The organism is Flavobacterium yafengii (genome assembly GCF_030010375.1).
Classification (GTDB): Bacteria; Bacteroidota; Bacteroidia; order Flavobacteriales; family Flavobacteriaceae; genus Flavobacterium; species Flavobacterium yafengii.
In genome coordinates, this window is sequence record NZ_JASCRY010000001.1 from 1,224,366 (window position 1) to 1,250,481 (window position 26,116).

Sequence of the window (26,116 nt, forward strand, 5' to 3'; positions counted from 1 at the left end):
TTGAATCAACACGTAATATCTTCGTTTCTAAACTCCATTTCAGTAACCATCAAACGGGAAGATCTGATTCATCCTTTTGTTTCCGGAAATAAATTCAGAAAGCTAAAATACAATTTGCTGCAAGCGAAAACGGAACAGTACGAAACGCTGCTTACTTTTGGCGGTGCTTTTTCGAATCATATAGCGGCAGTAGCTTTTGCAGGAAAAGAAAAGGGATTTAAAACTATCGGAATTATTCGTGGAGATGAATTAGGGAGTAAAATCTCGGAGAATCCTACGTTGTTATTCGCTCAAAATTGCGGAATGCAACTGGAATTTATTTCAAGAGAAGTATATCGGTTAAAAAGTGAGGCTTCATTTTTAGAAAACTTAAAACAGCAATTTGGCGATTTTTATCTAATACCAGAAGGTGGGACAAATGCGTTAGCTATCAAAGGGTGTCAAGAAATTCTAACTCCGGAAGATGCTGAATTTGATTATATTTGTTGTTCAATAGGAACTGGCGGAACGATTTCGGGAATCATTAATAGTGTTTTGCCACACCAAAAAGTTTTAGGATTTCCCGCTTTAAAAGGTGATTTTTTGAAAGAGGAAATTCGTAATTTTGTCCAAAATGAAAATTGGGAGTTAATTACGGAGTATCATTTTGGAGGTTATGGGAAAGTAAATGAAGCCTTAATCGGATTCATCAACCAGTTTTATACCGAAAATCAAATTCCTTTAGATCCCATTTATACGGGAAAGATGGTTTTTGGCGTTATAGATTTAATTCAAAAAAACTATTTTCCTGTCGAATCAAAAATTTTACTAATTCATACGGGTGGAATTCAGGGAATTCAAGGTATGAATATGAAATTAAGAAACAAACAATTACCAACAATCGATATCAATGTTTAAAAAAATTCTACTGCTTCTTACCTTAATTACTTTGATAGGTTGTAATGCCACAAAACCTGTTATTGTAACAAAGAAAGCTCCTATAAAACCAAAATCGGAAGTAGTCCGCACGATAAAAAAGCCTGCTGCGTCAAGTTCTACCACTGCAAGACCAACTGTTGCAAAACCGGTAAAAAAAGAACAAGGTAATCGGGAAACAGAAGTAATCGTTTCAACTTCAAAAACAGTAGTTACCAATGATGTGATTGTATCGTATATTTCTAAATTTAAAGAAATTGCGATAGGAAACATGAAAAATTATGGTATTCCCGCAAGTATTATTTTGGCTCAGGGAATTTTAGAATCAGGTGCAGGAAGAGGAGATTTAGCGATAAGTGCCAATAATCATTTTGGAATAAAATGTCACGTAGGATGGACAGGAGAAAGCGTTAAGCACGATGATGATTCTGATCAGGAATGCTTTAGAAAATATGACAACCCTTCAGAATCATTCAAAGATCACGCTTTATTTTTGACTGGAAGAAGCAGGTATGCTAAGCTATTTGAATTTTCAAAAGGCGATTATAAAGCTTGGGCAAAAGGTCTAAGAGCTGCGGGTTATGCCACAGATCCTAAATATCCGGATAAGTTGATTTCTTATATTGAGCGTTACAATTTGCATCAATATGACAATCAGGTTTTAGATGTCAATTATGTGTCTAGCGAAAAACAAATGGTTGAGGAATTAACTATTGAATCCAGAAATACAATCAATCACGACTTACTTTCATACGTTGTTCAAAAAGGAGATACGCTTTATTCTATTTCAAAAAAATTCGATTTAAAGGTCGATGATTTAAAGCAAAAAAATAATCTTTCTGACAATACACTTTCTATTGGGCAGAGATTGGTGGTAAAATAATTGAAAAATAACTATAACTCATAATTTATAAATGTTGTATAAAAGAAGCAGTCAGCTTTTTGCTGAAGCAGAAAAAGTAATTCCGGGAGGTGTAAATTCACCAGTAAGAGCTTTTAAAGCAGTGGGTGGAACTCCAATTTTTGTCAAAAGTGCCAAAGGTGCTTATTTGTACGATGAAGATGGAAACCGTTTGATTGACTATATCAATTCTTGGGGACCAATGATTTTAGGACACGCTTACGAACCGGTAGTACAAGCCGTAATAGAGAAAGCGAAATTAGGAACCTCGTTTGGAATGCCAACAGAATTGGAAACACAAATTGCTGCTTTAGCCGTTGCGATGGTCCCAAATATCGATAAAATTAGATTTGTAAACTCTGGTACCGAAGCCTGTATGAGCGCTGTAAGATTGGCTCGCGGATTTACCAAAAGAGATAAAATAATAAAATTTGCAGGTTGTTATCACGGTCATTCGGATTCGTTTTTAATCCAAGCCGGAAGTGGAGCAATTACTTTTGGTTCACCAAACAGCCCTGGAGTTACAGCAGGAACTGCTAAGGATACTTTGCTGGCACGATACAATGATTTAGAAAATGTAGCCGCTCTAATTGAAGCCAATAAAAATGAAATTGCAGCCATAATCGTGGAACCTGTTGCGGGGAATATGGGATGTATTCCACCAAATAAAGGCTTTTTGCAAGGCTTGCGCCAATTGTGTACTGATAATGGAATTCTATTGATTTTTGATGAGGTTATGACAGGATTCAGACTCGCTGCCGGCGGTGTTCAGGAATTGTTTAATATACCTGCTGATATTGTTTGCTTCGGGAAAGTAATCGGTGGAGGATTGCCTGTTGGTGCTTTTGCTGCCCGTGCAGAAATCATGAATTATCTGGCTCCGTTAGGGCCGGTTTATCAAGCAGGAACATTGTCTGGAAATCCGTTGGCAATGGCTGCTGGATTAGCAATGTTGCAAGCTTTAGATACGGATCGTGCTATTTTTCAAAGATTAGAAGAGAAAACAGCGTATTTGGCTGCGGGAATTGATAAAGTGTTGAAAGCAAATAACGTTACATTTACAATCAATAGTATTGGATCGATGATTTCGGTTCATTTTGATGCTGCTCCGGTTGTTGATTTTAAAACCGCAGCAAACGGCGATAACGAGACGTTCAAGAAATTCTTTCACGGATTATTGCAAGAAGGAATTTATATTGCGCCATCAGCTTATGAAACGTGGTTTATTACTGATGCATTAACGTATGAGGATTTAGATTTTACCATTCGAGCGATAGATAAAGTTTCGAAAACATTTTAATAATAAAAAAAGCCCCTGAATAGGGGCTTTTTTATGAAATAAGATGAAGTATTTCAAGTGAACGGATTATTTTTTATCACCCGTTTCTGCTGGTTTTCTGTCTTTATGGTGCATCATTCTTTTTTTCATTCCGTGATGTCTTTTCGATTTCATGTCATCCCATTTTTTATATTGTTCTGGAGTAAGAATTTTTTTCACTCTTTCTTTCATAACAATTTGCTCGTCTAACATTTTGCTTTTTTTAGCAAAAATTTCGTCTGAAGTAAGTTTTTTGACTGAATCTTTAGTTGCTTTTCTTTCTGCCATTTTAGCTTCTCTTTTGGCACTTTGTTCCGCGATGATTTTACTCATTTCTTTTTGTTGTGAAGCATTTAAATCTAATTCCAAAGTCATCTTTTTCAAGTGCAATTGATTTCTTTGCTCAGGAGTCATTTGCTCCATTTTGGCTCTCTCTGGTCTTGCTTTTTTTTCTTGTGCAAAGCTTGTCATTCCGACAACTAATAATGCAACGATAAATAATTTTTTCATTTGTATTGTTTTAAGTTTTATAGGTATAAGACAAGGATAGGTTTGAAAAGTTTAATCCTTAACAAAAGTTTATCGTTTGGTTTTAATAGTAAGGAAACATTTATAATTGCTGTTGTTTGTGTAAAAGACATCAAAAAAATAACTTTCGTGGATGTTAAAGCATGATATTTATCAGCTTTTTTCCAGTTTTCTTTCTTGACTTTTGTAGTTTATTTATTAAATCATTTTAGCATGACAACATTTAAACCACTTCATACTTTTCATATCCCGGTAATGGGACTTGCCTATACCATTGATAGTCCGATACGAGTGGCGAAATATGGAATTTCGTCCGTGATTTCAATTATGGATGATGAACTTATCGAAAAAATGAATGCTTTTTACAGCAAGAAATTCGATTTGCCGTATCAGGAAATTACCCAAAAAATACATGATTACCGCGCAGAACGTATTACTTCTTATTTGAATTTGGTAGACAAAATCGTCAAGGAAAAATTTGAAAATTTCAAAACGGAATTATCCGAAAGTAAATCAGCTTTGGAAAATTACATCGCCATGTTGCCCAACAAATCAGAGATTAAAGCAGGCTTGCAAAACTTGATGGAAGACGGTTTTACTTTCAAAGAAAACATCAAAAATTATCTCGAGAAGAATCTTTATCCGGGCGATATAGATGTTAATATTATGACCAAATTAGATAAGGATAATTTCATCAAAGACGAACAATTACCCATTGCTTTCAATGATGCGCATGCTGCGCTGCGAGGGTTTGTCAATAGTACATTAGAATCTTCGGTAGTTTTATCGGCTGGGATGAATCCAAGGTTATACAGCTATTTCGAAAGTTTTTCGGCTTTCTTTCCAGATTCGAATAATACACTGAAAAAGAAAATCACGCTGAAAGTAAGCGACTTTCGTTCGGCGATGATTCAAGGGAATTTTTTAGCAAAAAAAGGACTTTGGGTTTCTGAATATCGAATCGAATCCGGACTGAATTGTGGCGGACATGCTTTTGCCACCGAAGGCTATTTATTAGGACCGATTCTGGAAGAATTCAAACAGAAAAAAGAGCAATTGATTCAATCTGCGCATGAGTTGATGGTAAAAGCATTGGCACAAAAAGAAATGCATGTTCCGGAACAGCCTTTGGATTTAAAAATTACGGTTCAAGGCGGCGTAGGAACTGCTGAAGAACACGATTTTCTATTGGGCCATTATAATGTAGATTCTGTGGGTTGGGGTTCGCCGTTTTTATTGGTTCCTGAAGCCACTTCGGTTGATAAACACACCCGAGTATTATTGGCTGGAGCCAAAGAAGATGATTTGTATTTAAGTCATATTTCGCCGTTGGGAATTCCTTTCAATACGTTGCGAGGAACGACGAATGAAAAATTGAAATTGAAACGAATTGAGGAAAGCAAAGCGGGAAGTTCATGTCCAAAACGATTTTTGGCGTTGAGCAAAGAATACGATGCAAAAGGAATTTGTACGTCTTCCAAGAAATACCAAGACTTGAAACTGGAAGAATTGCTACTTCAAAAAGATGTTTTAACTGCAGCAGTTTTCGAAAAAAAGAAAAACAGTATTACTGAAAAAGCCTGTCTTTGTGTGGGTTTAGCCAATGCTTCGTATCTTGAAAATGACATTAAGATAAAAGGGCAGGCGCAAGGTGTAATAATTTGTCCAGGACCTAATATGGCGTACTTTGACCAAGAAGTTTCACTGTCTAAAATGGTGCAGCATATTTATGGAAACGCATCTGTACTGAAGGGGACTAATCGACCAAATCTATTTGTGAAAGAGTTAAAAATGTATTTGGATTATTTGAAAAATGAAATCACAGCGGTTACTGAAGAAATAACTTTGGGACAAATTAAAAAATGGAATTCGTTTAAAAATAATTTGTTTCTAGGAATTGAATATTATGAAGATTTATTTTCAACAACTCCTTTTTTCGAAAGCACTAAAAATGAGATTCTGAATCAATTCGATATTTATAAAAACGAACTGATTGCTTTTGAGATTCCAGAATTAAAATTGGCATAAAGCCTCCAGATATTTGTTTTTAAATAGAATGATTTTACAGGATTATTCTATTTAAAAACATTTTTTTATACTCCATGATGTTGTAAATTTGCACCGTGAAAAAAATCATATTCATAATTGTATTTATCATGCTCGTAAAGCCAATTCTACCGGTTTTAGAGTATGTCGTGAATTATGAATACATTTCAAAAGTACTTTGTATCAATAAGGACAAACCTAAAATGCAATGTAACGGAAAATGTCATTTGATGAAAGAATTGGCTAAGGCTTCTGATACTGAAAAGCCGCTTTCTTCAGATAAAAAAGGAACTGCTCCAATACTTGACGTACTCATTTTTGAGGAAATCAAATCTTTCGAAATTGTACCCGTTTGTTTTGGAACCAAAGAAAAAACAAACCCGTACTATTCTAATTTATACTTTCACTTGAATAGTGCTTCTGTATTTCATCCACCCACTTTCATTTCTTAAATTTTGATGCACATAGTGCGCTTTTATTAATCCGTTTTATGTAACGGATGAGATTCTGTTTGCTTTTTTTGGAAATAAATTGTCCAAAAATGGCATGCAAATCAACACCCATATTTAAAATAAAAATCTAAAGAAATGAAATTTCAATTAAAAAATATACTGGCTGTAGTGGCTATAGCACTTGCATTTTCCTCCTGTTCCTCAGATAGTGAAACTCCTATTGTTGATGAATTGGCAGAATTGACCAAATTCAAAGAAATTACAAACACAACCCATACTATCGAATTGTACGCTCACATGGGAGCTTTAGAACAAGGCTATAATGAAATCAGTTTAAGAATTAAAGACAAAGCAAGCGGCGATTACGTAAAAAATGCAACTGTCAGTTGGATGCCATTAATGCACATGACTATGATGACGCATTCTTGCCCAAAATCGGGAGTTGAAAAAGTAACGGCTGATGGAACTTTATACAAAGGAAATATTGTTTTTCAAATGCCTCAAAACGCCACGGAATATTGGGATTTAAAAATAGATTATACGATTGATGGCACCGTTTATACAGTGACTTCAGTAATTGATGTTCCGGCTTCAGCTAAACAAAGAGTGACTACTTTTACAGGTTCTGATAATGTAAGATATATTGTAGCTTATGTTGAACCACATCATCCAAAAGTGGCATTGAATGGTATTACGGTTGGTGTTTATAAAATGGAATCGATGATGAGTTTTTCAGTAGTTGATAATTTTAAAGTTAAAATTGATCCAAGAATGCCAAGCATGGGAAATCATGGTTCGCCAAACAATGTTGATTTAACGCAGTCTACTTTGGATAAATTATATCACGGAAAATTATCATTGACCATGACCGGTTTATGGAAAATCAACTTGCAGCTTGTAAACGCATCTGATGTTGTTTTAAAAGGCGAAACCATTACGGATTTAGTTCCGGCAAGCAGTATTTACTTTGAGATAGAATTCTAATTCTATTTCATTTTCTTAACTAAAAAAGGCCAATAAAATCAAATGTATTGACAGCTGTTCTTTTGGCCTTTTTTTAATTTTTCTATCATGAAAAAGAAATTATACGGTTTTGTACTCTTATGTTTCACTTCTATAACTCTTTTTGCACAAGATCAAGTTGCAGATACGATTGTTCCAGAAAAATTAAATGAAGTGATTGTCATTGGAAAAAAAACGCAATTATATCAAAACCAAACCAAACCTCTGGCTACAGTAGAAGAGTATTTGCAGCAGTCCGGAAAAGTTGGAATGATAAAAAGGGGAGGTTATGCGTGGGATCCAATCATTAACAGTATGGCTACCGAAAGAACATTGATAACCATTGACGGAATGCGAGTTTTTGGGGCTTGTACTGACAAAATGGATCCGATAACTTCTTATGTTGAGGTTTCTAATTTATCGGAAGCCACAATCACATCGGGACAGTTGGGCGGTTGTCATGGGGCAACTATTGGCGGAGCTATTGATTTAAAAAGAAATCGTAGCGGATTTATAAATTCCGGTTGGGATATTTCACTGCATTCCGGTTTTGAAAGTAACGGAAATCAAAAAATTATTGGATCGGCAGTCAATTACGCAAACAATAGTTTTTATATCGATACTGATTTTATGTATCGCGATGCCGAAAATTACTCGGCAGGAAACAATCAAGAAGTTTTGTATTCGCAGTTTAGAAAATTCAATATTTCTGCCACTTCTGGTTTTTCTTTTGATGAAAATAAAATGTTGGAAGCTTCATTAATCTACGATAAAGCAACTGATGTTGGTTATCCGGCACTTCCGATGGATGTTTCTTTGGCGGAAGCTTTAATCACTTCATTGAAATTTGAGTATGTTCCAAAGTCTTCAAAAATTGAAAATTGGGAAACCAAAATTTATTACAACACCATCACGCACATAATGGATGATACCAAACGCCCTTCTGTGCCTATTCACATGGATATGCCGGGTTGGAGCGATACGTACGGATTCTATTCAAAAGCCAAAGGAGTTTTTAAAAGCCATCGTTTCATGGTTGATTTGAATTCGTTTTACAACCGTTCCGTTGCTGAAATGACGATGTATCCGAGCGATCCAAATGAAAGTTTGATGTTTATGTTTACCTGGCCGGATGTGCGAACACTTTATAATGCGTTGTTTCTGGAAGATAATATCATTTTGAACGGTCAATCCAGTTTGCGGTTTTCAGCAAGTGTTGCGAATCATTTTAATAAAGTTGCCGATAATTTAGGGCTGGAAAGTTTACAGATTTTTTATCCAAATATGGAAGATAGCAAAAATAGAATTTTAAAAAGCATTTCGTCAAATTATACGTACGATAAAAATGGGTTTCAGTATGGATTTGGACTTGCTTATGGCGAGCGTGCTCCATCGGTTTCTGAGGGATATGGATTTTATTTATTCAATAGTTTTGACCGATACGATTATATTGGAAACCCGGAATTAAGAAACGAAAAATCATCAGAAGCGAATGCTTTTATTGGTTACAAAACAAAAAAAATAAGCACTAAAATCTCGTCTTCTTATTTTCATATCTCGAATTATATTGTTGGTAAACCGGCTGAGAATTTGATTCCGATGACTATTGGCGCAAGCGGAATAAAAATCTATACAGCACTTGATTATGCTACCATTTTTAATACTGATTTGAATATTGAATACCAATTTGACACGAACTTTAAATGGTCAGTACAATTGGTTTACAGTTACGGACAGGATTATAAAAAGGAGAATTTACCTTTTATAAGTCCGTTGCGGTATTCGTCATCGTTGCTTTATAGACTAAATAAATTCTCCTCTGAAATCATGGTTCAGGGAAATGCTGTTCAAACGCAATACAGTCCTTTTTACGGTGAAGACAGAACGCCGGATTATGCGATTTTAAACTTCGCATCGAGCTATTCATTTCAGATTGATAAAAGCAAATGGAATGTAAAAGCAGGAGTAGAGAATGTTTTAGATGCATATTATTCCACTTTTTCAGATTGGAACAATATTCCTCGTAAAGGAAGAAATTTCTTTTTGAATATTAGTTTTGGGTTTTAAAAACTATCAGATTTATAGTTTGGAATAAAAAAGGAGCTTCAATTGAAGCTCCTTTTTTATAAATATATTTCTCGAATAAACTTATTCTTTCAATCGGCACGCTTTGCTGTCACCATTCACGACAACTTCAGTCATTCCTAACGAAGATAAATTCTTCATGGCTTTGTCCCATTTTTTACCGCTCAATTCCGATTTGATTTTCAAAAGACCAAATTCCATTTGGTTTTCATTTCCTTGTAATAGCGAGATAATTAATTTCTCATCTTCTTCCAATTCAATTTTAACTTGAGTTTTCTCTGGTCGCATTTGAGGGAACAATAATACTTCTTGAATAGAAGCATTATTTGTCAAATACATAATCAATCGATCCATTCCAATTCCCATTCCAGATGTTGGAGGCATTCCGTATTCTAAGGCTCTCAAGAAATCTTCATCAATAGTTCCGGTAGCTTCATCATCTCCTTTTTCAGCTAATCTCATTTGGTCTTCAAAACGTTCTCTTTGGTCAATTGGGTCGTTCAATTCAGAATAGGCATTTGCAACTTCTTTACCGCAAATCATTAGCTCAAAACGCTCTGTCAATTCTGGATTGTCACGGTGTTGTTTACAAAGCGGAGACATTTCTTTTGGATAATCCGTGATGTAAGTAGGCTGAATGTAATTTCCTTCACATTTAGCGCCAAAGATTTCGTCAATCAGTTTTCCTTTACCCATTGTTTTATCCACGTCAATTCCCATTCCTCTGGCAGCGTCAAATAACTCTGTTTCACTTTTTCCTGAAATATCAAATCCTGTAAAATGTTTGATGGAGTCCGTCATTGTAATGCGAGCATAAGGCGCTTTAAAATTGATAGTATGTTCCCCAAAAATCACTTCTGAACTTCCATTTACGGCAATTGCGCAATGTTCCAAAAGGTCTTCGGCAAATTTCATCATCCAGTTGTAGTCTTTGTAGGCTACATATATTTCCATGGCGGTAAATTCCGGGTTGTGCGTACGGTCCATCCCTTCATTACGAAAGTTTTTCGAAAACTCATAAACCCCTTCAAAACCACCAACAATTAATCTTTTTAAGTATAATTCGTTTGCAATACGCATATAAAGCGGAATGTCAAGCGAGTTGTGATGCGTGATAAAAGGACGCGCTGCAGCACCACCGGGAATCGGTTGTAAAACAGGCGTTTCTACCTCTAAATATCCTTTGTCATTAAAGAACGAACGCATTGCATTGAACAATTTTGTTCTTTTAATAAATGTTTCTTTCACGTGATCGTTCACCGTTAAATCTACGTAACGACGGCGGTATCTTTGTTCTGGATCAGCAAAAGCATCATGCGTTTTTCCATCAGCATCCGTTTTTACAACAGGAAGTGGTTTCAAGGCTTTTGCCAAAACCGTCAATCCATAAACATGAACCGAGATTTCACCCACTTGCGTTTTGAAAACCGTTCCACGAACCCCAATAAAATCGCCAATATCCAATAGTTTTTTGAAAACTACATTGTACATTGTTTTCTCTTCATCAGTCGAAATATCATCTCTCGAAACATACACTTGAATACGTCCTTCAGCATCTTTCAATTCCGCAAATGACGCCTTTCCCATGATACGCTTACCCATCAAACGACCTGCCAAAACAACCTCTTTTCCTTCGTACTTCTCGAAATCAGCTAGGATTTCGCTAGAATATGCGGTTGTGGTAAATTCGGCTGCAGGATAAGGTTCGATACCTAAATTGCGTAATTCTGTAAGTGCTTCTCTACGTAGAGTTTCTTGTTCGGATAATGCCATTATATTCTGATTTTAAGAGCGCAAAGATACTATATAAGTTCTAAAGTTGCAAAGACAGCAATACATAAAGGATTTTAGTTTTTTGGAGCAGATAATTTTGTTTTTTCAAGACAACTTGTCCCGCTATTTGTTCTATCTTTTTTTCTTGTTGAACAAAAAACAAGAAAAAAAGGATGCCACTGCTATCGGGGCTATTTAACTACTTTTTCTTTTTCAAAACAGCATGAAAAATAGTACGAATCATGTATATTTGGAAACCAATAAATACTCTGAATTACCAAATGAAAAAATGCGCCCTTCTGCTTTTAGTACTATTTTTAACAAGTTGTCAAGTCACTGAAATCATTCATTTAAACCAAGACGGAACCGGAAAAATTGAAATAAATGAGTTGCGAGACGAGCACAGTTTTATGCAATTGATGGGTGAAAACTACTCTAAAGAAGAAGTTTTTAGAGATACAACATATGTTTTTCAGGATTTGATAACGAAACATTCCGAGACGTTTGCCAGATTACCAGCATTTGAAAAAGCCATTTTTCAAAAATTTGCTACGGTAAAAGTACATATCAAGAAAAGTTCATTCGAGAAAGAATTTCGCACAACAATCAGTCAAAACTTTACTAAAATAGCCGAAGTTGCGGATTTGTATAAAACTGAGGAATATGCGGACGATATAGAAAATAATTATGCATTGGTTGCCGAAGAACATTATTATAGTGTGAATTATACTTTTGACGGAAGTGTTTTCAAGAGAATAGTGAAAATTACTGATCCGATAGAATTAAAGAAACAGCAGGATAAGATTGAAGGATATAAAACGCAAGTTTCTAAATTCAAAATCACACAGCCTTATGTTCTAAAATATCATTTCCCAAGGAAAATAAAGTCCGTATCAAATTCGAATGTAAAAATTAGCGAAGACAGAAAATCATTGGAATTACAATTTCTAATAGCAGATTGTTTGGTCAATCCGGAGAGCACTAATCTGGAAGTTGTTTTAGAGTAATTCATTGGAAGCTTTTCTTGTCTGTAACTTCTCTTAAAAACTTTGTACCTTTGCCGCTCTTAACCTTTGCACCTTTCAAGAAATGAACAAAACCATCCAGCTTCAAGATTTAGGAACTAAAGATTACAAAGAAACTTGGGAATACCAAGAAGAATTGTTTAAAGGAATTGTTGACTTGAAAATTCGAAATCGTAGAGAAGAACTCGACTTAGAGACTCCAAATTACTTTCTTTTTGTGGAACATCCACATGTTTATACTTTAGGAAAAAGTGGGGACTTGAGTAATTTACTGTTATCTGAAAAACAATTGGAAGCCAAAGGAGCAACTTTCTACAAAATCAATCGTGGTGGCGATATTACCTATCACGGACCGGGACAAATTGTGGGTTATCCAATTATAGACTTAGAAAATTTCTTTACTGATATTCATAAATACTTGCGTTTTCTGGAAGAGGCCATTATTCTTACTCTTCAGGAATATGGAATTGCTTGCGGCAGAAGCGAAGGTGAAACCGGAGTTTGGTTAGGTACAGGAACTCCTTTTGCAAGAAAAATTTGTGCTATGGGCGTTCGTGCTTCCCGTTGGGTAACCATGCATGGATTTGCTTTAAACGTAAATGCTGATTTGGGTTATTTCGATAATATTATTCCGTGTGGAATTCGCGGTAAAGCGGTAACGTCATTAAACGTCGAACTTGGCGTAGAAAAAGTTAATGAAGAAGAAGTGAAAGAAAAGATATTAAAGCATTTCTTTATTCTTTTTGAAGCGACTTTTGAGAAATCTGCAATCAAAAATCATTAATCTACAATCAAAAATCAAAAGTATACTGTTCCGGCAATAAGCGAAATGTCATTCGATGGTATTTTGTAACCCCGTAGATCCGAATTGCTTCTCGGTGTTCTTTGGTAGGATATCCTTTGTTTTGTTTCCAATTGTACATTGGGAATTCCTCATGAATCCGATTCATATATTCATCCCGATACGTTTTAGCTAGTACGGAAGCGGCTGCAATACTCATATATTTTGAATCTCCTTTTATGATACTGGCATTCGGAATCGAATTTAGGATTTCAATTTCAGCATCGGTAAAAATCTTTCCCCCTCGATTTTTAATTCCCCCTTTAGGAATTAAAGGACTATTTCCGTCTACAATAATTGATACAGGTCTTGGATCCAGTTTGAGGATACTTTCCTGCATTGCTTTTATAGATGCATTCAGAATGTTTATTTCATCAATTATCAAAGGCTCTAAATGCGTTACGGCAAATGAAATGGAATGTTGTTCTATTATAGGTCTTAGTTTTTCTCTCGCTTTTTCAGATAACTGCTTGCTGTCATTCAGTATATCATTTTGAAAATTAGATGGTAATATTACAGCGGCGGCAGTAACGGGTCCAGCGAGGCAACCTCGACCAGCTTCGTCAGTTCCAGTTTCTAAATTTGGTGTTAAAAAAAAAGGGCTTAACATTAAAAGTGATTTTGGCAAAAATATAGTTTTAAACATAACTATTCGTATAAAATTTTAGGTATAGATATAATTTTGATATTATATGTTCTTTTTGGTTTAAAATTTTAACAAAAATAAAATGTGTTAATTCTTGTGAATAGTTGTTTCTTTAAGAAATTATTATGATTTTTGTGAAATAACTAATTCAAAATAAATTTAATATGAGATCAAAATTCAAATGGATTTTTTCGTTGCTATTGGCATTGTCAATGCAATTTGCATTTGCACAAGAAAAGACGTTACTGGCGTGGTTACAGATGCTATGGGGCCTATTCCGGGAGCAAATGTTATTGTTAAGGGTACAAATAGAAGTACACAAACTGATTTTGATGGAAAGTATTCCATTAAAACTAGTGCAGGAGACGTTTTAGTATTTTCTTTTGTTGGTATGAAAGAGATTACAGCAAATGTTGGTGCTTCTTCTGTAGTTAGTATAAAAATGGAACAAGAAGATAATACACTGGAGGAAGTAGTAGTTGTAGGTTATGGAACTCAAAAGAAAAAGAATCTTACCGGTTCGATTTCACAAATTAAAGGAGAGACTATAGCAAACTTAGCTACACCTAGTTTTGAATCTCAATTAGCTGGTAGAGCAGCGGGTGTTCAAGTTACATCTAATTCAGGTGTTTTAGGACAAGCTCCTAGAATTAGAATTAGAGGAATTGGTTCAATCTCTTCTGGAAGCTATCCTTTAGTTGTTGTTGATGGTGTGCCAATTTTTACAGGAGATGTAGGAGGGTATGCTAATACTAATGCTTTAGGAGACATTAATCCAGCAGATATTGAGTCAACAGAAATTTTAAAAGATGGTTCTGCAACCGCTATTTATGGTTCTAGAGCATCAAATGGTGTAATATTAATTACAACTAAAAAAGGAAAAGGTGGTAAATTTAGAGTAAACTATAATACTTACACTGGAGTTGCTTCGCCAATTGATTTCTTAGATTTGTTAGGAACTACAGATTTTATTACAATCCAGAACGAAAAAAGATCAAACAGAGCCGCTTCACCATGGGCAGCAGGAACAGCTTTTAATACTGATTGGCAAAAAGCGGTACTTCGTTCTAATGCTTTCCAAACAGATCATAATTTATCATTATCTGGTTCAACTGACAAAACAAATTATTATTTTTCTGTTGGATACAATGAGCAAGAAGGTATTGCAAAAGCAAATAACCAAACTAGATATAACGTAAGAGCTAACGTAGACCAAAAAGTTAAAAGTTGGTTGAATATTGGTGTTAATATGGCTTTGTCTAGAACGCAAAATAATGGTTTAAACACTGGAGCAAACTCGTTGTCAGGTTTGATGTTTAATGCAATGCGTCAATTACCAAATACTGCTATATATGATGCTGCTAATCCAACGGGTTATAATATCGCCGGAGCAAGCGTAGGTCAAGGAGAAAACTTATCAGTAATTGGTAATAATTTGCCAAACATTGTTTATGTTTTAGACAATAATATTTATAGATCAAAAGTGGATAGATCTTTAGTGAGTCTGTTTGCTGATTTTAAAATCTTGCCTAGTTTAAGTTTTAAAACTCAAGGAAGTGTAGATGCTATTGGAACTGAAGGTTTTCAGTATTTAAACCCAATTAATGGTGATGGTGCTGGAGTTGCAGGATTAGTTAGAAATAACTTTACAAACTTGACACGTTGGAATGTTCAAAATATTTTGTCTTATAATAAGACTTTTGGAGGTGCTCATACTATTGGAGCTACTGCAATCTATGAAGCACAGAAACAAAAAGTAAATTCTTTCTTCGGAGGTGGTAATGGTTTATCTGATACTTTCTTTAATCAAGGTTTAATTTCTGGTTCCTATGCTACTCAAGTTTCTGGTGGAGGAATATCTGAAAACGGAATCATTTCTTACGCTGGTAGATTAACCTATAACTATAAAGAAAAATATTTCCTTCAAGGATCTCTTCGTAAAGATGGTCTTTCGTCATTGCCTTCTGCTAACAAATGGGGGACTTTCCCAGGAGTTTCTGCAGGTTGGAGCGTGAACAAAGAATCTTTTATGACACCTTTAGAAAATGTTATTTCTGAATTTAAATTAAGAGCTTCTTATGCTGAAGTTGGAAATACTGATATTGGAAACTACCCTTATTTAGGTTTGTATAACAATGCAAAATATGCCGAGAATAATGCAATAGCATATTCTCAGGCCAGTAATTTTGATTTGAGATGGGAGACTTCAGAAAAAATTGATTATGGTGTGGATTTAGCTTTTTTAAATAATCGTTTAAAATTTACCTATGATTATTTTATCAATAATCAAGATGGGTTAATTTTAGCGGTGCCTCAGCCTTTGTCTTTGGGTGTTCCAAATAATTCAATCTCTAAGAATATTGGAGCTTTAAGGAACTCAGGGCACGAATTATCCATTGAGGCTTCTCCTTTTAGAAGTGAAAATTTTGAATGGACCTTAACTGCTAATTTATCTTTAGTAAAAAGTAAAGTGAATACTTTAGTGAATGGTCAGGATATTAATTATGTTGATGCAGATAATTTTAATACTGGAAACAATATATTAAGAGAAGGTGAGTCGCCTTATGCTTTGTATGGTTTTAAATATTGGGGAGTAAATCCGGCTAATGGTAACCCAGTTTATTATAAAGCTGATGGTTCGTTAGTTCAAGGAAATATCGATACTCAGGCATATAGAGTTTTTGATCCAAGCAATCCTTCGGATATTTCGGTAGCTTCTTCTTTAAGTACATCTGATAAAAGTATTTTAGGAAGTATACTTCCTACTTATTTTGGAGCGTTCAATTCTAACATGAGATATAAAGACTTTGATTTAGGTTTCATGTTCCGTTTTAGTGGAGGTAATAAAATTCACAATTCAACTAGACGTGATGCGTTAACTATGAATTTCAATAACAATGGTACTGAGATATTAGGAAGATGGCAAAGTGCTTCTAATCCTGGTGATGGATGGACTCCAAGATTGAGAGATGATAGAGAAACTTTTATCAATTTAAATCAAGCGTCTACTCGTTTTGTTGAAGATGGTGATTATATCAAATTGGATAATGTAACTTTAGGTTACAATTTGCCAAAACCAGTTTTAGAAAAAATTGGAGTTGATAAATTTAGACTTTTTGTGCAAGGTCAAAACTTATTAATTATTACAGACTATAAAGGTTTAGATCCAGAGATGGAAATTACAGGAATTGATTTAAATGGTACTCCAAGATCTCGAGTATTCACTATTGGTCTTAATGTAGGTTTCTAATTTAAAAATGAAAAAAATGAAAAATAAAAATAAATTTTTATCCTTATGGAGTGCTAAAATAGCAGTTCCGGTAATGATGGTTGCACTTTTGTTTGTCTCTTGCAGCGAAGAAAATACTATTGACTTAGTCCCTTTTAATAGTGTGGAAGAAAATATTGCTTTTACCACTCCTGCACTGATTGATCTTTCAGTTTCAGGGATGTATAATGGTGCTCAATTGGGTAACTTTAATGGTGCTGGAGCCAGAGGCTATGTGTTTGGAGCGGCTTATATTCAGCAAGGTGATAATAGAGGTGAAGATGTAGTTAATTTAGCGGCATTCTATCAACTAACTTATACGGGAACCTATGATCCAACTACGGCTAATAATGTATATTATTGGGCTGACGCTTACCGTTTAATCAATAGAACAAATATTGTAATTGAAGGAGTTGAAAAAGCTGTTGCAAGCGGAATAATATCTCAAGCTTTAGGGAATGATTATATTGGACAAGCAAAATTTTTCAGAGCGATTACACATAATGAATTATTGATTTATTTTGCAAGACCTTTTCAAGATAAAAACGGAGATAATCCAGGTGTTCCTTACAGAGAACTCCCTTATAATACTGCTGCAAATATTGAGCTAGGTTTGGCTCAAGGGAGAAATACTGTTGCTGAGTGTTATACTAAAATTCTTAAAGATTTGAATGACGCTGAGACTTTGCTTGCTCCAAAAAGCGCAAGAACTGGTGCAACTGCAATTGAAAGGATTACTAAAGAAGCTGCGATTGCTTATAAAACGAGAGTTTATTTGCACATGCGTAATTGGAACAATGTAATAACGGAAGGTTTAAAGTTGAATGGTTTATACAGTATGGAAGATAATCCTAACACTCCTTTCGCTAGTAACACTTCAAATAAAGAATCTATTTTCTCTATTGCAAATGGAGCTACAAATAATCCAGGTGCTAATGGTGCATTAGCAAATATGTATCATCCACCAATTCCAGCAGCCTCTAATGGTCGTGGATTGGTAGCTATAAGCCCAATTATTTGGAGAGATCCAAGTTGGTTGTCAGATGATAAAAGAAGAACTGAAGGTGCTATGGTTATAACAGGTATTGGAAGTTATTATCCAAATTCTAAATTCACCAAAAAATACAAAGATGGTGTGAATAAAACAGATGCGGCTCCAGTAATCAGATATGCTGAAGTAGCATTGAATATGGCTGAAGCTTACGCTAGAAATAATGATGTTGTTAACGGTTTAACAAGATTAAACTCGGTTAGAAACAGATCTTTAGCTAATCCGACAACACAGGCTTTTACAGCAACTAGTTTTTCTTCTAACATTACATTATTAGGTGCTATATTGAAGGAAAGAAGAATAGAGTTTCTTATGGAGGGACGTCGTTGGGCTGATATTCATAGATTGCAAAATGACCCTAATTTCCCAGTAGTTGGTGTTCCTGCAAAAGCTGCTAATGGAGGTTTTTCTAGTGCTTCAACAGCTTTAGCAGCATATACATTAGGTACTCCATACTCAGGTGCTTTAGGTGTTAATGCAATTCCTTACGATAACTTTAAGTTTTTGTGGCCTATACCGCAATTGGAGTTGGATTCTAATCCAACTCTAAGAGCGCAACAAAATCCTGGTTACTAAATTTAATATTTGTAGCGCATTAAACAAGGTAGTAAGCTCTTATTACTACAACCTTGAAAAAACCGGTATGGATTAAATTAATTGCTATTCAAACAGTTGCGAGATCTTTTTCTTGCAACTGTTTTTTTTAAATTTGTTCTTATTCGATGCTTTAATTGATAGTTTTCAAGAGTCATAAAATGACATGGCTATGTCTAGGCTATTTATATTTAATTTATTTCATTTTGTGAATTTAAGAATAGCAGATTACTTTTAGAAATAAAATCTATTCTAATAAATTAGCTTATAATTTAAATTTTTTGTAATTTCTTTTTAAATTACTTTCATTACTTTTTGTAAAAGAGAGTTTCTAGTTTAGCTTTTCTTAATTTAATAACTCTTTTGAAAATTAACAGGGAATATTATGGAAGTATTGTTAACAGGCAAGTGAGTCAATTTCGACTTGATTCATAAGTTCTGATTTCCTAAATTTGGTGTTAAAATTAAATTGGTTTATAGTTGGATTAATTTTGATAAAAACATAAGTTTATATAGAGATATTAGTAAACAATATGGCTTGAATGTGAAAAATGATTAAGGAACCTATTGTTTTGAGTGAAAAAATTAACAAATGTTAATTTCGTTATTTGTGAAATAAATTTGTTTCTTTAAGAAATTATTATGATTTTTGTGAAATAACTAATTCAAAACAAATTAATATGAGATCAAAATTCAAATGGATTTTTTCATTGCTATTGGCATTGTCCATGCAATTTGCATTTGCACAAGAAAGAACTATTACAGGTGTCGTTTCTGATGCTTCAGGTCCTATTCCTGGTGTAAACGTTTTAATTAAAGGTATTAAGACAGGAGTACAAACTGACTTTGATGGGAAGTATGCTATTAAAGCAAAAACAGGCGATGTTTTGGTTTTCTCTTTCGTGGGGATGACTCAATCGTCAAAAACAGTTGGTGCTTCGAATTCCATCAACGTATCAATGCAAAATGATGCTAAGGTCTTAGCTGAGGTAGTAGTTCAAGGGTACAGAACAGTAACTAAAAAGAAAGCTGTTGTTTCAGATGCCACAGTATCCAGTAAAACTATTGAAAATAGACCAAACGCAAACGCTATTAACACGCTTCAAGGTCAGTTAGCTGGGGTTAACATTACAGCTAGTACTGGTCAACCAGGAGCAAAATCAACGGTTGTTATTAGAGGGGTAGGTACTATTACAGGTAACTCAGATCCTTTGTATGTGATTGATGGTTTTCCGTCAAACAGTGACAACTTTCGTTCTATCAACCCTAATGACATTGAGTCTACTTCTGTACTGAAAGATGCTGCGGCAATTGCTGAGTATGGTAACAGAGGGTCAAATGGTGTTATTGTTATTAGAACTAGAAGAGCAAAGTTTGGAGAGTCTAAAACTACGTTTAGAGCAAGCTCTCAGTATGGTGTTGGAGAATTGCAAAAACCAAAATACAGTTATGCTAACTCTAAGCAGTTATTGAAGATTGAACAAAATTTCGGTTCTGGTTTGGGAGCTACGTTAACTGATGCACAAATTGCAGCGTATGCCATTAATACGGACTGGGTTGATTATTTCTTTAATCAATCAAATACAACTTCGCATAACATAGCTGTTGAAAACAGTAGTCAAAATATTAGTTCTTACACCTCTTTGGGTTATTTTGAGCAACAAGGTATTTTAGCTACAACTGGTTTAAAAAGATTTACATTAAGAAATAATATCAATGGTAAATCTGCAAATGATAGATTTAAATATCAAGTTAACACTTCATTTGGTTTCAGTAAAAACAATGAAGCGACTACTTTAGGTGAAGGTGCTATTAATAGAAATTATGTTTTAGGTGCTTTTATATCAGCCCCTTATGTTTCTCCAAGTATTTATACAGGCCCTCAGTCAGCATTAGATTATTACAATAATACTCCAGGTTTATTGGCTACTCCTATTATGTTAGTAGATAAATTACAACAATACAAAAACCAAACGGATGAGGTACGTGTTGATGTTGCTACAGATTTTTCATATGATATTACTAAGGATTTGGTAATACGTAGTAGGTTAAATGGTCAATTATTAGATACTAGATTTTTTCAATCTGAGTTTCCAAACTCTTTCAATGCATTGTTGTTCCAGGCTGCAGGTCAAACTTTTACCGGTTTTGAGGACATAAATTCAAGAAGAGAGTGGTATTTTAACAATTTATGGCAAATCAATTATGGTAAAACGCTAGGTGAACATACGTTCAATGTTAATGCGAACATGGAATACAATCATTCTCGTTTGTATACTAATAACATTAGACAAAGAGGTTTAATAGAAGGTATCTTTGTTCCTAATACAGGAGCAGGTTATGCAGGTGATACTGGTACTAATGATTTTTATGTACCTCAAGTTTCAGCGCGTAACGTTAGAAATGATTTGATATCTTATTTCGGTTCGTTTGATTATGACTTCAAGGATAAGTATGGTATTGTTGGCTCCGTAAGAAGAGATGGTTCTTCTAGATTTATTGAGGACAAACAATGGGGTACGTTTTACTCTGTAGGAGGTAGATGGAATCTTGATGAGGAAGCTTTTATGGATAATGTTTCTTTTATAGATGTATTGAAATTGAGAGGGTCTTACGGTACTGTTGGTAATCAGAGAGTTGTGACAGGTGATGTTTTTGCAGGTATTCAACCCCCTCGTTTTGCCGATATATATAGTATTGCAAACAATACTTACAATGGTGGAACAGGTTATGCAATTAACTTTGGTTTTCCAGAATTGCAATGGGAAACAACTACGCAATGGAATGCTGGATTAGATTTTGAAATGTTTAAAGGGAGACTTAGAGGAGCAGCTGATTATTACAATAGAGAAACATCTCAATTGTTTTTAGAAAATCCGGTTACTTCAACTTCGGGTACAGCAACTTTAACTCAAAATGCTGATGTAACTGTTACTAACAAAGGTGTAGAGTTAAATTTGGCTTATGATATCATTAGAAATCAAGACAAAGAAATATCTCTAACAATTAAAGCTAACGGTTCACGTAACACGAATCTTGTATCCAATATTCAAGGTGCTGGACAAATATTTTCAGGTGCTGGACTTTTTGTTAGTGAGAATGGTGGTGGAATTAACGAACCTTTTGTGTATAAATATTTAGGAGTAAATCCAGTAAGCGGAAACTTATTATTTGAGGATGCAGCAGGAAATCCAACAGAAAATCCAGTTCAAGCAGATAAAAGAAGAGCAGGCGTGAATAATTTACCAAAGTATCAAGGTGGTTTTGGTTTTGATTTCAGTATCAAAGGATTTTATGCTTCCACTTTATTTACATTTGCATATGATGTAGCTCGTTTTGATTACGATTTAGATAATTTATATTCTGTAGGAAATATAGGTCAATTTAACGTAACGGATGATTTGTTAAATGCTTGGACTTCAACAAATACTAATACTGATGTTCCTTCATTAAATGCCGGTAATTTAGGGTTAGGTGATGAATCAGATCGTTTCCTTAAAGATGCTTCTTATATTCGTATGAGAAATGTGCAAGTAGGTTACAATGTTCCGCAAAAATTCTTAAAGGGTACTTTTATGACTGCAGTGTCATTCTCCCTACAAGGAGAAAACTTATTAACTTTCTCTAAATGGAAAGGTTTTGATGTTGAAAGTAGCAGAACTAACGATGTATATCAATACCCAACTCCAAGATTGTACACTTTCGGTGTAGATGTTAAATTTTAATTAGAAAAATTATGAAGAAAATATTTGGAATATTAATAGTATCATTGACACTTTTTGTTTCGTGTTCAGATGAGTTGTTGGAGCCTTTCACTCCCGGTTCTCTTACCGAAGAAGTGGCTGTAACTAAGAGTAGTGATTTAGTCAATTTGGTAAATTCATCAATGAATATATTGACCAATAGAGCAGATTACGTTTTTAGTTCTATTTTTACTGATGAAGCTGCTCCTGGATCTCAAAACGGTGGTCAAGGTATCACTACAGATTATGTTTTTTTAATGAATGTTAGTAATGGTTCAGCCGCTGCTATTTGGCAATCACAATACTTTGCATTAGCAAGAATTAATCGTGTTATTACTTTTGCTGATAAAGTGGTTGCAACTAGTCCTGCTAATCAGCAACTTATTAATAGGTCTAAAGCGGAAGCTTTAGTGTTAAGAGCATTAGCGCACATTAAGATATTATCTTATTTTTCTCCTAATCCTAAGGACGGTGCTGCGTTAGCTGGAGTTTTAGCGGACAGAATTATACTTACTACGGAGAAACCACAAAGGACTACAAATGCTGATTTTTATGCCTTAATTCATGCTGATTTAGATGCTGCAATAGGTATTTTTAATGCTAATACAGCTACAGCATATTCTAACAAAACGTATTATCCTTCTAAAGCTTTAGCTCAAGCGCTAAAAGCTCGTGCTTACGCACTAAAAGGTGATTATCCTAATGCAGAAATTTTTGCTAATACTGTGATTACTACGTCAGGAATTACATTGGCTAATACTCAGGCTCAATATGATGCTGTTTTCCATACGCACAATGAGCCTGTAAATACAGAGGTTATTTTCAGATTAAGAAGAACTGTGCAGCAAAATGCACAAGGCACAAACTTAAACAACGGTTGGGTTTCTATAGCAAATAGGAGAAATGGTTCTCCATTTTATGAAGTAAGTAGATCATTATACAATAAACTTACTGCTGTTTCAGGGGATTACAGGCTAAATACTACTGTTTTCTTAAACGGTACAAGTTCATCTTTAATTGATCCTAATTACACTACTTCTGCAGATGTCAGAAATACTGATATTATTGTTTTACAAAAACATGGTGGACAATCTGCTGTTACTGCAACAAATGGTTTTAATCCAGACTTTATGGTGTCTAGACTATCAGAAATGTACTTTATTAGAGCCGAGGCGAGAGCAGCTGCTGGTGATTTAGTTGGTGTTGGTACGAATTTGAAAGCAATATTAGATGCTCGTTTCCCAACGGCACAACTAGCTCCTGTATTTGCTAATCCGCAAGCTGCATGGAAAGGTATCTTGGATGAAAGAAGAAAGGAATTATCTTTTGAAGGTTTTAGATTTATTGATTTAAAACGTATTGGTACTCTAGCAGGTGCTTCTTTAGAGAGAGATGCTTCTGAGTATGCATCAAGTGCTTGGAGTTTTCCAGCGGCTAATCCATCTAACTTGCCATTAAGTAGTTTTAAATTTACTTTGCCAATCCCACAAGTTGAGGTTAATGGTAATGCTGATATACAGCAAAACGACGGTTACTAATCATAAGTTAATGTCCTAATAGACAATACTGATTATTTAATCAGATTATTTTATAAAAGTTGCAAGATTTATTTCTTGCAACTTTTTTTTATTCATCATTGATTTTTTGGTGAGGATTTTAAATTTGAGTTTATAAGTGACTGTTTGTCTTTTGTTTTGCACGTTAAAAATTATTTGTTATTAGATTGAAATCAAAATCTAAAATTTATGCGAATGAATTTATGAACCAATTGGTTAATGCTAATAGATAATTAACGTTGAATTAAAATTTTAAAAACTGAGTTTGATTAATGTTTACCTCAATTTTTTTATTTATTTAACTACCTTTGTTTTCGTTTTTTATAGCTTTACACAAATATTTAAAACTGTATCATGAGACTAAATCATATTTTCTGCTGAGAAATTAATTCCTGTATTATTTATTTATGAAAAAAGCAATATTTTTATTATTACTCACTAACATATGTATAGCACAAGATTTAAGTCAGCAAAAGCAAATTAAAGACACAACTACCGCTAAAATCGCCACCATCGACATGTATCGATTTATCACAATCGATAACGATACAACTTACATTGATACCTCTCTTACCATTCAAAAAGAATACAGTCACAATTATTTGCGAAAAGATATTTTTGGACTTTTACCTTTTGCAAATGATGGACAAACCTATAATACGTTGCAGTATAGTTTGACTGATTTTTCACCGTATCCAGAATTTGGTTTTAAAGCAAAACATTTTAATTTTTTAGAAGCGAATCAAATAAGGTATAGTTCTGTAGCTACGCCTGTGACCGAATTGTATTTTAAAACTACCGTAAGAAAAGGGCAATCTGTAGATGCATTTATAACCTTAAATACTTCTGAAAACCTTAATTTTTCTATTGCATACAAAGGATTGCGTTCAGAAGGGGTGTATATTAATCAGTTATCCAGCACAGGTAATTTTAGATTTACAACAAATTTTAATACCAAAAATAAGCGCTATTTTGCTAAAGCGCATTATACTTTTCAAGATATTCTGAATGAGGAAAATGGAGGGATAACTACAATAGATGATTTCGAAAGTGAAGATCCAAACTATAATAATCGCCAACGATTTGAAGTTTATTTTTCAGATGCTAAGTCATTTCTTAAAGGGAAAAGAATATTTCTGGACCATAATTTCAGGATAAATTCAGAAAAAGGGAATAATAACTTGTATTTAACCCATCAGTTTAATTATGAAAATAAATTTTTTGAATACAATCAGGCTACAGTTCCATCAACAGTAGGAGGTACAATTGTATATAGATTTGGTGAATCTTTTAAAAGTAGCGGGATAAATGATCAAACGCGTTATAACAAAATGTACAATAGAGTAGGGCTGGTTTATGAGAACGCCACTTTAGGTAAATTCCAGTTTTTTGCCGATGATTTTAGATCAAATTATTATTACGACCAAATATTGATTTTTGATAATCAAAATGTGATTCCAAGTTCATTCAGCCAGGAAATTAATAGTGTTGGTGGTCAATATGAATATCGTAAAAATAAATGGAATGGTAAATTTTTATACTCAAGATCAGTAACGGCGCAGTCTTTATCAAATCTTGATGCTAAATTAAAATATGATTTTAATGACGAAACTCAATTCTCATTTCAATACCAGAGCATAAATAAATTGCCAAACAGTAATTATAATCTTCATCAAAGTAGCTACGTTCAGTACAACTGGTCAAATGATTTTAAGAACGAAAAAATAAATTCAATTAGCGCTAATGCAATTACTTCATGGGTAGATGCAGAAGTACAATTTTCAGTTTTGAAAGATCATTTGTATTTTAATGATGCGTCAACTTCTGAACAAGCATTAGCAAAAACACAAATAGTGGCTCCGTCACAATATGATGGGACAATAAATTATTTGTCAGTAAAAGTAAGTAGAGAATTGACATTTGGAAATTTTGCTTTAGATAATACCATTTTATATCAAAAAGTAGATCAACAAGATGCAGTTTTAAATGTTCCGGAAATTGTAACAAGAAATACGTTTTATTACTCCAATTATTTATTCAAACGTGCTTTGTTTTTACAAACAGGAATTGTACTGAATTATTTTACTAAATATTATGCAAGTGACTATAATCCGGTTATTGGAGAGTTTTTTGTGCAAAACGATAAACAAATTGGAAATCATCCAAACTTTGATTTTTTTATAAACGCAAAAATTCAAAGAACTCGAATTTATTTCAAAGCAGAGCATTTTAACTCTTCTCTTTCGGGTAATAATTTTTATTCTTCACCAAATAACCCATCACGTGATTTCACGATTCGATTAGGGTTAATTTGGAACTTCTTTAATTAATTTGCGACAAATAGTATAGCCTTTCAATGCTCTTTTCTTGGG

17 protein-coding genes are annotated in these 26,116 nt (G+C 34.1%); 14 read left to right on the top strand and 3 right to left on the bottom strand.

Translation table 11 applies throughout. The features are described 5' to 3' along the window. Genes QLS97_RS05405 through hemL form a run of 3 tightly spaced genes read left to right on the top strand, consistent with a single transcriptional unit; the run spans nt 1 to nt 3,116 of the window. Nucleotides 1-897, top strand: coding sequence for a 1-aminocyclopropane-1-carboxylate deaminase/D-cysteine desulfhydrase (locus tag QLS97_RS05405; RefSeq protein ID WP_282714781.1), 897 nt, complete (start codon nt 1-3; stop codon nt 895-897). Continuing rightward, nucleotides 890-1,798: a glucosaminidase domain-containing protein gene (locus QLS97_RS05410; protein WP_282714783.1), complete on the top strand. Its 909-nt coding sequence runs from the start codon at nt 890-892 to the stop codon at nt 1,796-1,798. The genes QLS97_RS05405 and QLS97_RS05410 overlap by 8 nt, the downstream gene beginning before the upstream one ends. A gap of 31 nt (nt 1,799-1,829) precedes the next feature. Continuing rightward, a complete protein-coding gene (hemL, locus tag QLS97_RS05415; protein ID WP_282714784.1) occupies nt 1,830-3,116 on the top strand; it encodes a glutamate-1-semialdehyde 2,1-aminomutase in 1,287 nt (428 codons plus the stop codon). A gap of 66 nt (nt 3,117-3,182) precedes the next feature. On the opposite strand, the gene QLS97_RS05420 is transcribed toward hemL, so the two are convergent. After that, on the bottom strand, nt 3,183-3,644 hold the full coding sequence (locus QLS97_RS05420; RefSeq protein ID WP_282714786.1) for a hypothetical protein: 462 nt from the start codon (nt 3,642-3,644) through the stop codon (nt 3,183-3,185). 231 nt (nt 3,645-3,875) lie between these two features. Here QLS97_RS05420 and QLS97_RS05425 point away from each other — a divergent pair, with 231 nt between their 5' ends. The 4 genes from QLS97_RS05425 (at nt 3,876) to QLS97_RS05440 (ending at nt 9,229) form a co-directional block, all read left to right on the top strand. Then, nucleotides 3,876-5,690, top strand: coding sequence for a hypothetical protein (locus tag QLS97_RS05425; protein ID WP_282714788.1), 1,815 nt, complete (start codon nt 3,876-3,878; stop codon nt 5,688-5,690). Nucleotides 5,691-5,818: 128 nt separating this feature from the next. Continuing rightward, the gene (locus QLS97_RS05430; protein ID WP_282714790.1) at nt 5,819-6,160 is read left to right on the top strand and encodes a hypothetical protein; all 342 of its coding nucleotides are present in this window, start codon (nt 5,819-5,821) and stop codon (nt 6,158-6,160) included. 135 nt (nt 6,161-6,295) lie between these two features. After that, nucleotides 6,296-7,144 (top strand): hypothetical protein, encoded by an 849-nt coding sequence (locus QLS97_RS05435; protein WP_282714791.1) that lies wholly within the window; start codon nt 6,296-6,298, stop codon nt 7,142-7,144. A gap of 87 nt (nt 7,145-7,231) precedes the next feature. Continuing rightward, nucleotides 7,232-9,229 (top strand): TonB-copper family protein, encoded by a 1,998-nt coding sequence (locus QLS97_RS05440; protein ID WP_282714793.1) that lies wholly within the window; start codon nt 7,232-7,234, stop codon nt 9,227-9,229. A gap of 81 nt (nt 9,230-9,310) precedes the next feature. Here the strand turns inward: QLS97_RS05440 and lysS are convergent, their stop codons facing one another. Next, the gene (gene lysS / locus QLS97_RS05445; protein WP_282714794.1) at nt 9,311-11,020 is read right to left on the bottom strand and encodes a lysine--tRNA ligase; all 1,710 of its coding nucleotides are present in this window, start codon (nt 11,018-11,020) and stop codon (nt 9,311-9,313) included. 281 nt (nt 11,021-11,301) lie between these two features. Here lysS and QLS97_RS05450 point away from each other — a divergent pair, with 281 nt between their 5' ends. Both QLS97_RS05450 and lipB read left to right on the top strand, forming a co-directional pair. After that, on the top strand, nt 11,302-12,027 hold the full coding sequence (locus QLS97_RS05450) for a hypothetical protein (RefSeq protein WP_282714796.1): 726 nt from the start codon (nt 11,302-11,304) through the stop codon (nt 12,025-12,027). A gap of 82 nt (nt 12,028-12,109) precedes the next feature. After that, the gene (gene lipB / locus QLS97_RS05455) at nt 12,110-12,829 is read left to right on the top strand and encodes a lipoyl(octanoyl) transferase LipB (RefSeq protein WP_282714798.1); all 720 of its coding nucleotides are present in this window, start codon (nt 12,110-12,112) and stop codon (nt 12,827-12,829) included. Between the two features lie 7 nt (nt 12,830-12,836). Here the strand turns inward: lipB and QLS97_RS05460 are convergent, their stop codons facing one another. Further along, nucleotides 12,837-13,496: a ribonuclease HII gene (locus QLS97_RS05460; protein WP_282714799.1), complete on the bottom strand. Its 660-nt coding sequence runs from the start codon at nt 13,494-13,496 to the stop codon at nt 12,837-12,839. A gap of 217 nt (nt 13,497-13,713) precedes the next feature. On the opposite strand from QLS97_RS05460, the gene QLS97_RS05465 reads away from it, so the two are divergent. From QLS97_RS05465 to QLS97_RS05485, 5 genes are all read left to right on the top strand, one after another. Further along, nucleotides 13,714-16,782 carry a SusC/RagA family TonB-linked outer membrane protein gene (locus QLS97_RS05465; RefSeq protein WP_282714801.1) on the top strand — a complete coding sequence of 1,023 codons (3,069 nt, stop codon included), beginning with the start codon at nt 13,714-13,716 and terminating at the stop codon, nt 16,780-16,782. A 16-nt stretch (nt 16,783-16,798) separates the two neighbouring features. Next, a complete protein-coding gene (locus QLS97_RS05470; RefSeq protein ID WP_282714802.1) occupies nt 16,799-18,427 on the top strand; it encodes a RagB/SusD family nutrient uptake outer membrane protein in 1,629 nt (542 codons plus the stop codon). 698 nt (nt 18,428-19,125) lie between these two features. Beyond that, complete coding sequence (locus QLS97_RS05475; protein ID WP_282714804.1) at nt 19,126-22,170, top strand: SusC/RagA family TonB-linked outer membrane protein; 3,045 nt, start codon at nt 19,126-19,128, stop codon at nt 22,168-22,170. A gap of 11 nt (nt 22,171-22,181) precedes the next feature. Continuing rightward, nucleotides 22,182-23,726, top strand: coding sequence for a RagB/SusD family nutrient uptake outer membrane protein (locus QLS97_RS05480; RefSeq protein ID WP_282714805.1), 1,545 nt, complete (start codon nt 22,182-22,184; stop codon nt 23,724-23,726). 425 nt (nt 23,727-24,151) lie between these two features. Next, a complete protein-coding gene (locus QLS97_RS05485) occupies nt 24,152-26,074 on the top strand; it encodes a putative porin (RefSeq protein ID WP_282714808.1) in 1,923 nt (640 codons plus the stop codon). Nucleotides 26,075-26,116 lie beyond the last annotated feature (42 nt).

Excerpts from the sequence above, each read along its gene's own strand:
- QLS97_RS05410 (WP_282714783.1), top strand. The coding sequence starts at position 890 with ATGTTTAAAAAAATTCTACTGCTTCTTACCTTAATTACTTTGATAGGT.
- hemL (WP_282714784.1), top strand. The coding sequence starts at position 1,830 with ATGTTGTATAAAAGAAGCAGTCAGCTTTTTGCTGAAGCAGAAAAAGTA.
- QLS97_RS05420 (WP_282714786.1), bottom strand. The coding sequence starts at position 3,644 with ATGAAAAAATTATTTATCGTTGCATTATTAGTTGTCGGAATGACAAGC.
- QLS97_RS05425 (WP_282714788.1), top strand. The coding sequence starts at position 3,876 with ATGACAACATTTAAACCACTTCATACTTTTCATATCCCGGTAATGGGA.
- QLS97_RS05430 (WP_282714790.1), top strand. The coding sequence starts at position 5,819 with ATGCTCGTAAAGCCAATTCTACCGGTTTTAGAGTATGTCGTGAATTAT.
- QLS97_RS05435 (WP_282714791.1), top strand. The coding sequence starts at position 6,296 with ATGAAATTTCAATTAAAAAATATACTGGCTGTAGTGGCTATAGCACTT.
- QLS97_RS05440 (WP_282714793.1), top strand. The coding sequence starts at position 7,232 with ATGAAAAAGAAATTATACGGTTTTGTACTCTTATGTTTCACTTCTATA.
- lysS (WP_282714794.1), bottom strand. The coding sequence starts at position 11,020 with ATGGCATTATCCGAACAAGAAACTCTACGTAGAGAAGCACTTACAGAA.
- QLS97_RS05450 (WP_282714796.1), top strand. The coding sequence starts at position 11,302 with ATGAAAAAATGCGCCCTTCTGCTTTTAGTACTATTTTTAACAAGTTGT.
- lipB (WP_282714798.1), top strand. The coding sequence starts at position 12,110 with ATGAACAAAACCATCCAGCTTCAAGATTTAGGAACTAAAGATTACAAA.
- QLS97_RS05460 (WP_282714799.1), bottom strand. The coding sequence starts at position 13,496 with ATGTTAAGCCCTTTTTTTTTAACACCAAATTTAGAAACTGGAACTGAC.
- QLS97_RS05465 (WP_282714801.1), top strand. The coding sequence starts at position 13,714 with ATGGATTTTTTCGTTGCTATTGGCATTGTCAATGCAATTTGCATTTGC.
- QLS97_RS05470 (WP_282714802.1), top strand. The coding sequence starts at position 16,799 with ATGAAAAATAAAAATAAATTTTTATCCTTATGGAGTGCTAAAATAGCA.
- QLS97_RS05475 (WP_282714804.1), top strand. The coding sequence starts at position 19,126 with ATGAGATCAAAATTCAAATGGATTTTTTCATTGCTATTGGCATTGTCC.
- QLS97_RS05480 (WP_282714805.1), top strand. The coding sequence starts at position 22,182 with ATGAAGAAAATATTTGGAATATTAATAGTATCATTGACACTTTTTGTT.
- QLS97_RS05485 (WP_282714808.1), top strand. The coding sequence starts at position 24,152 with ATGAAAAAAGCAATATTTTTATTATTACTCACTAACATATGTATAGCA.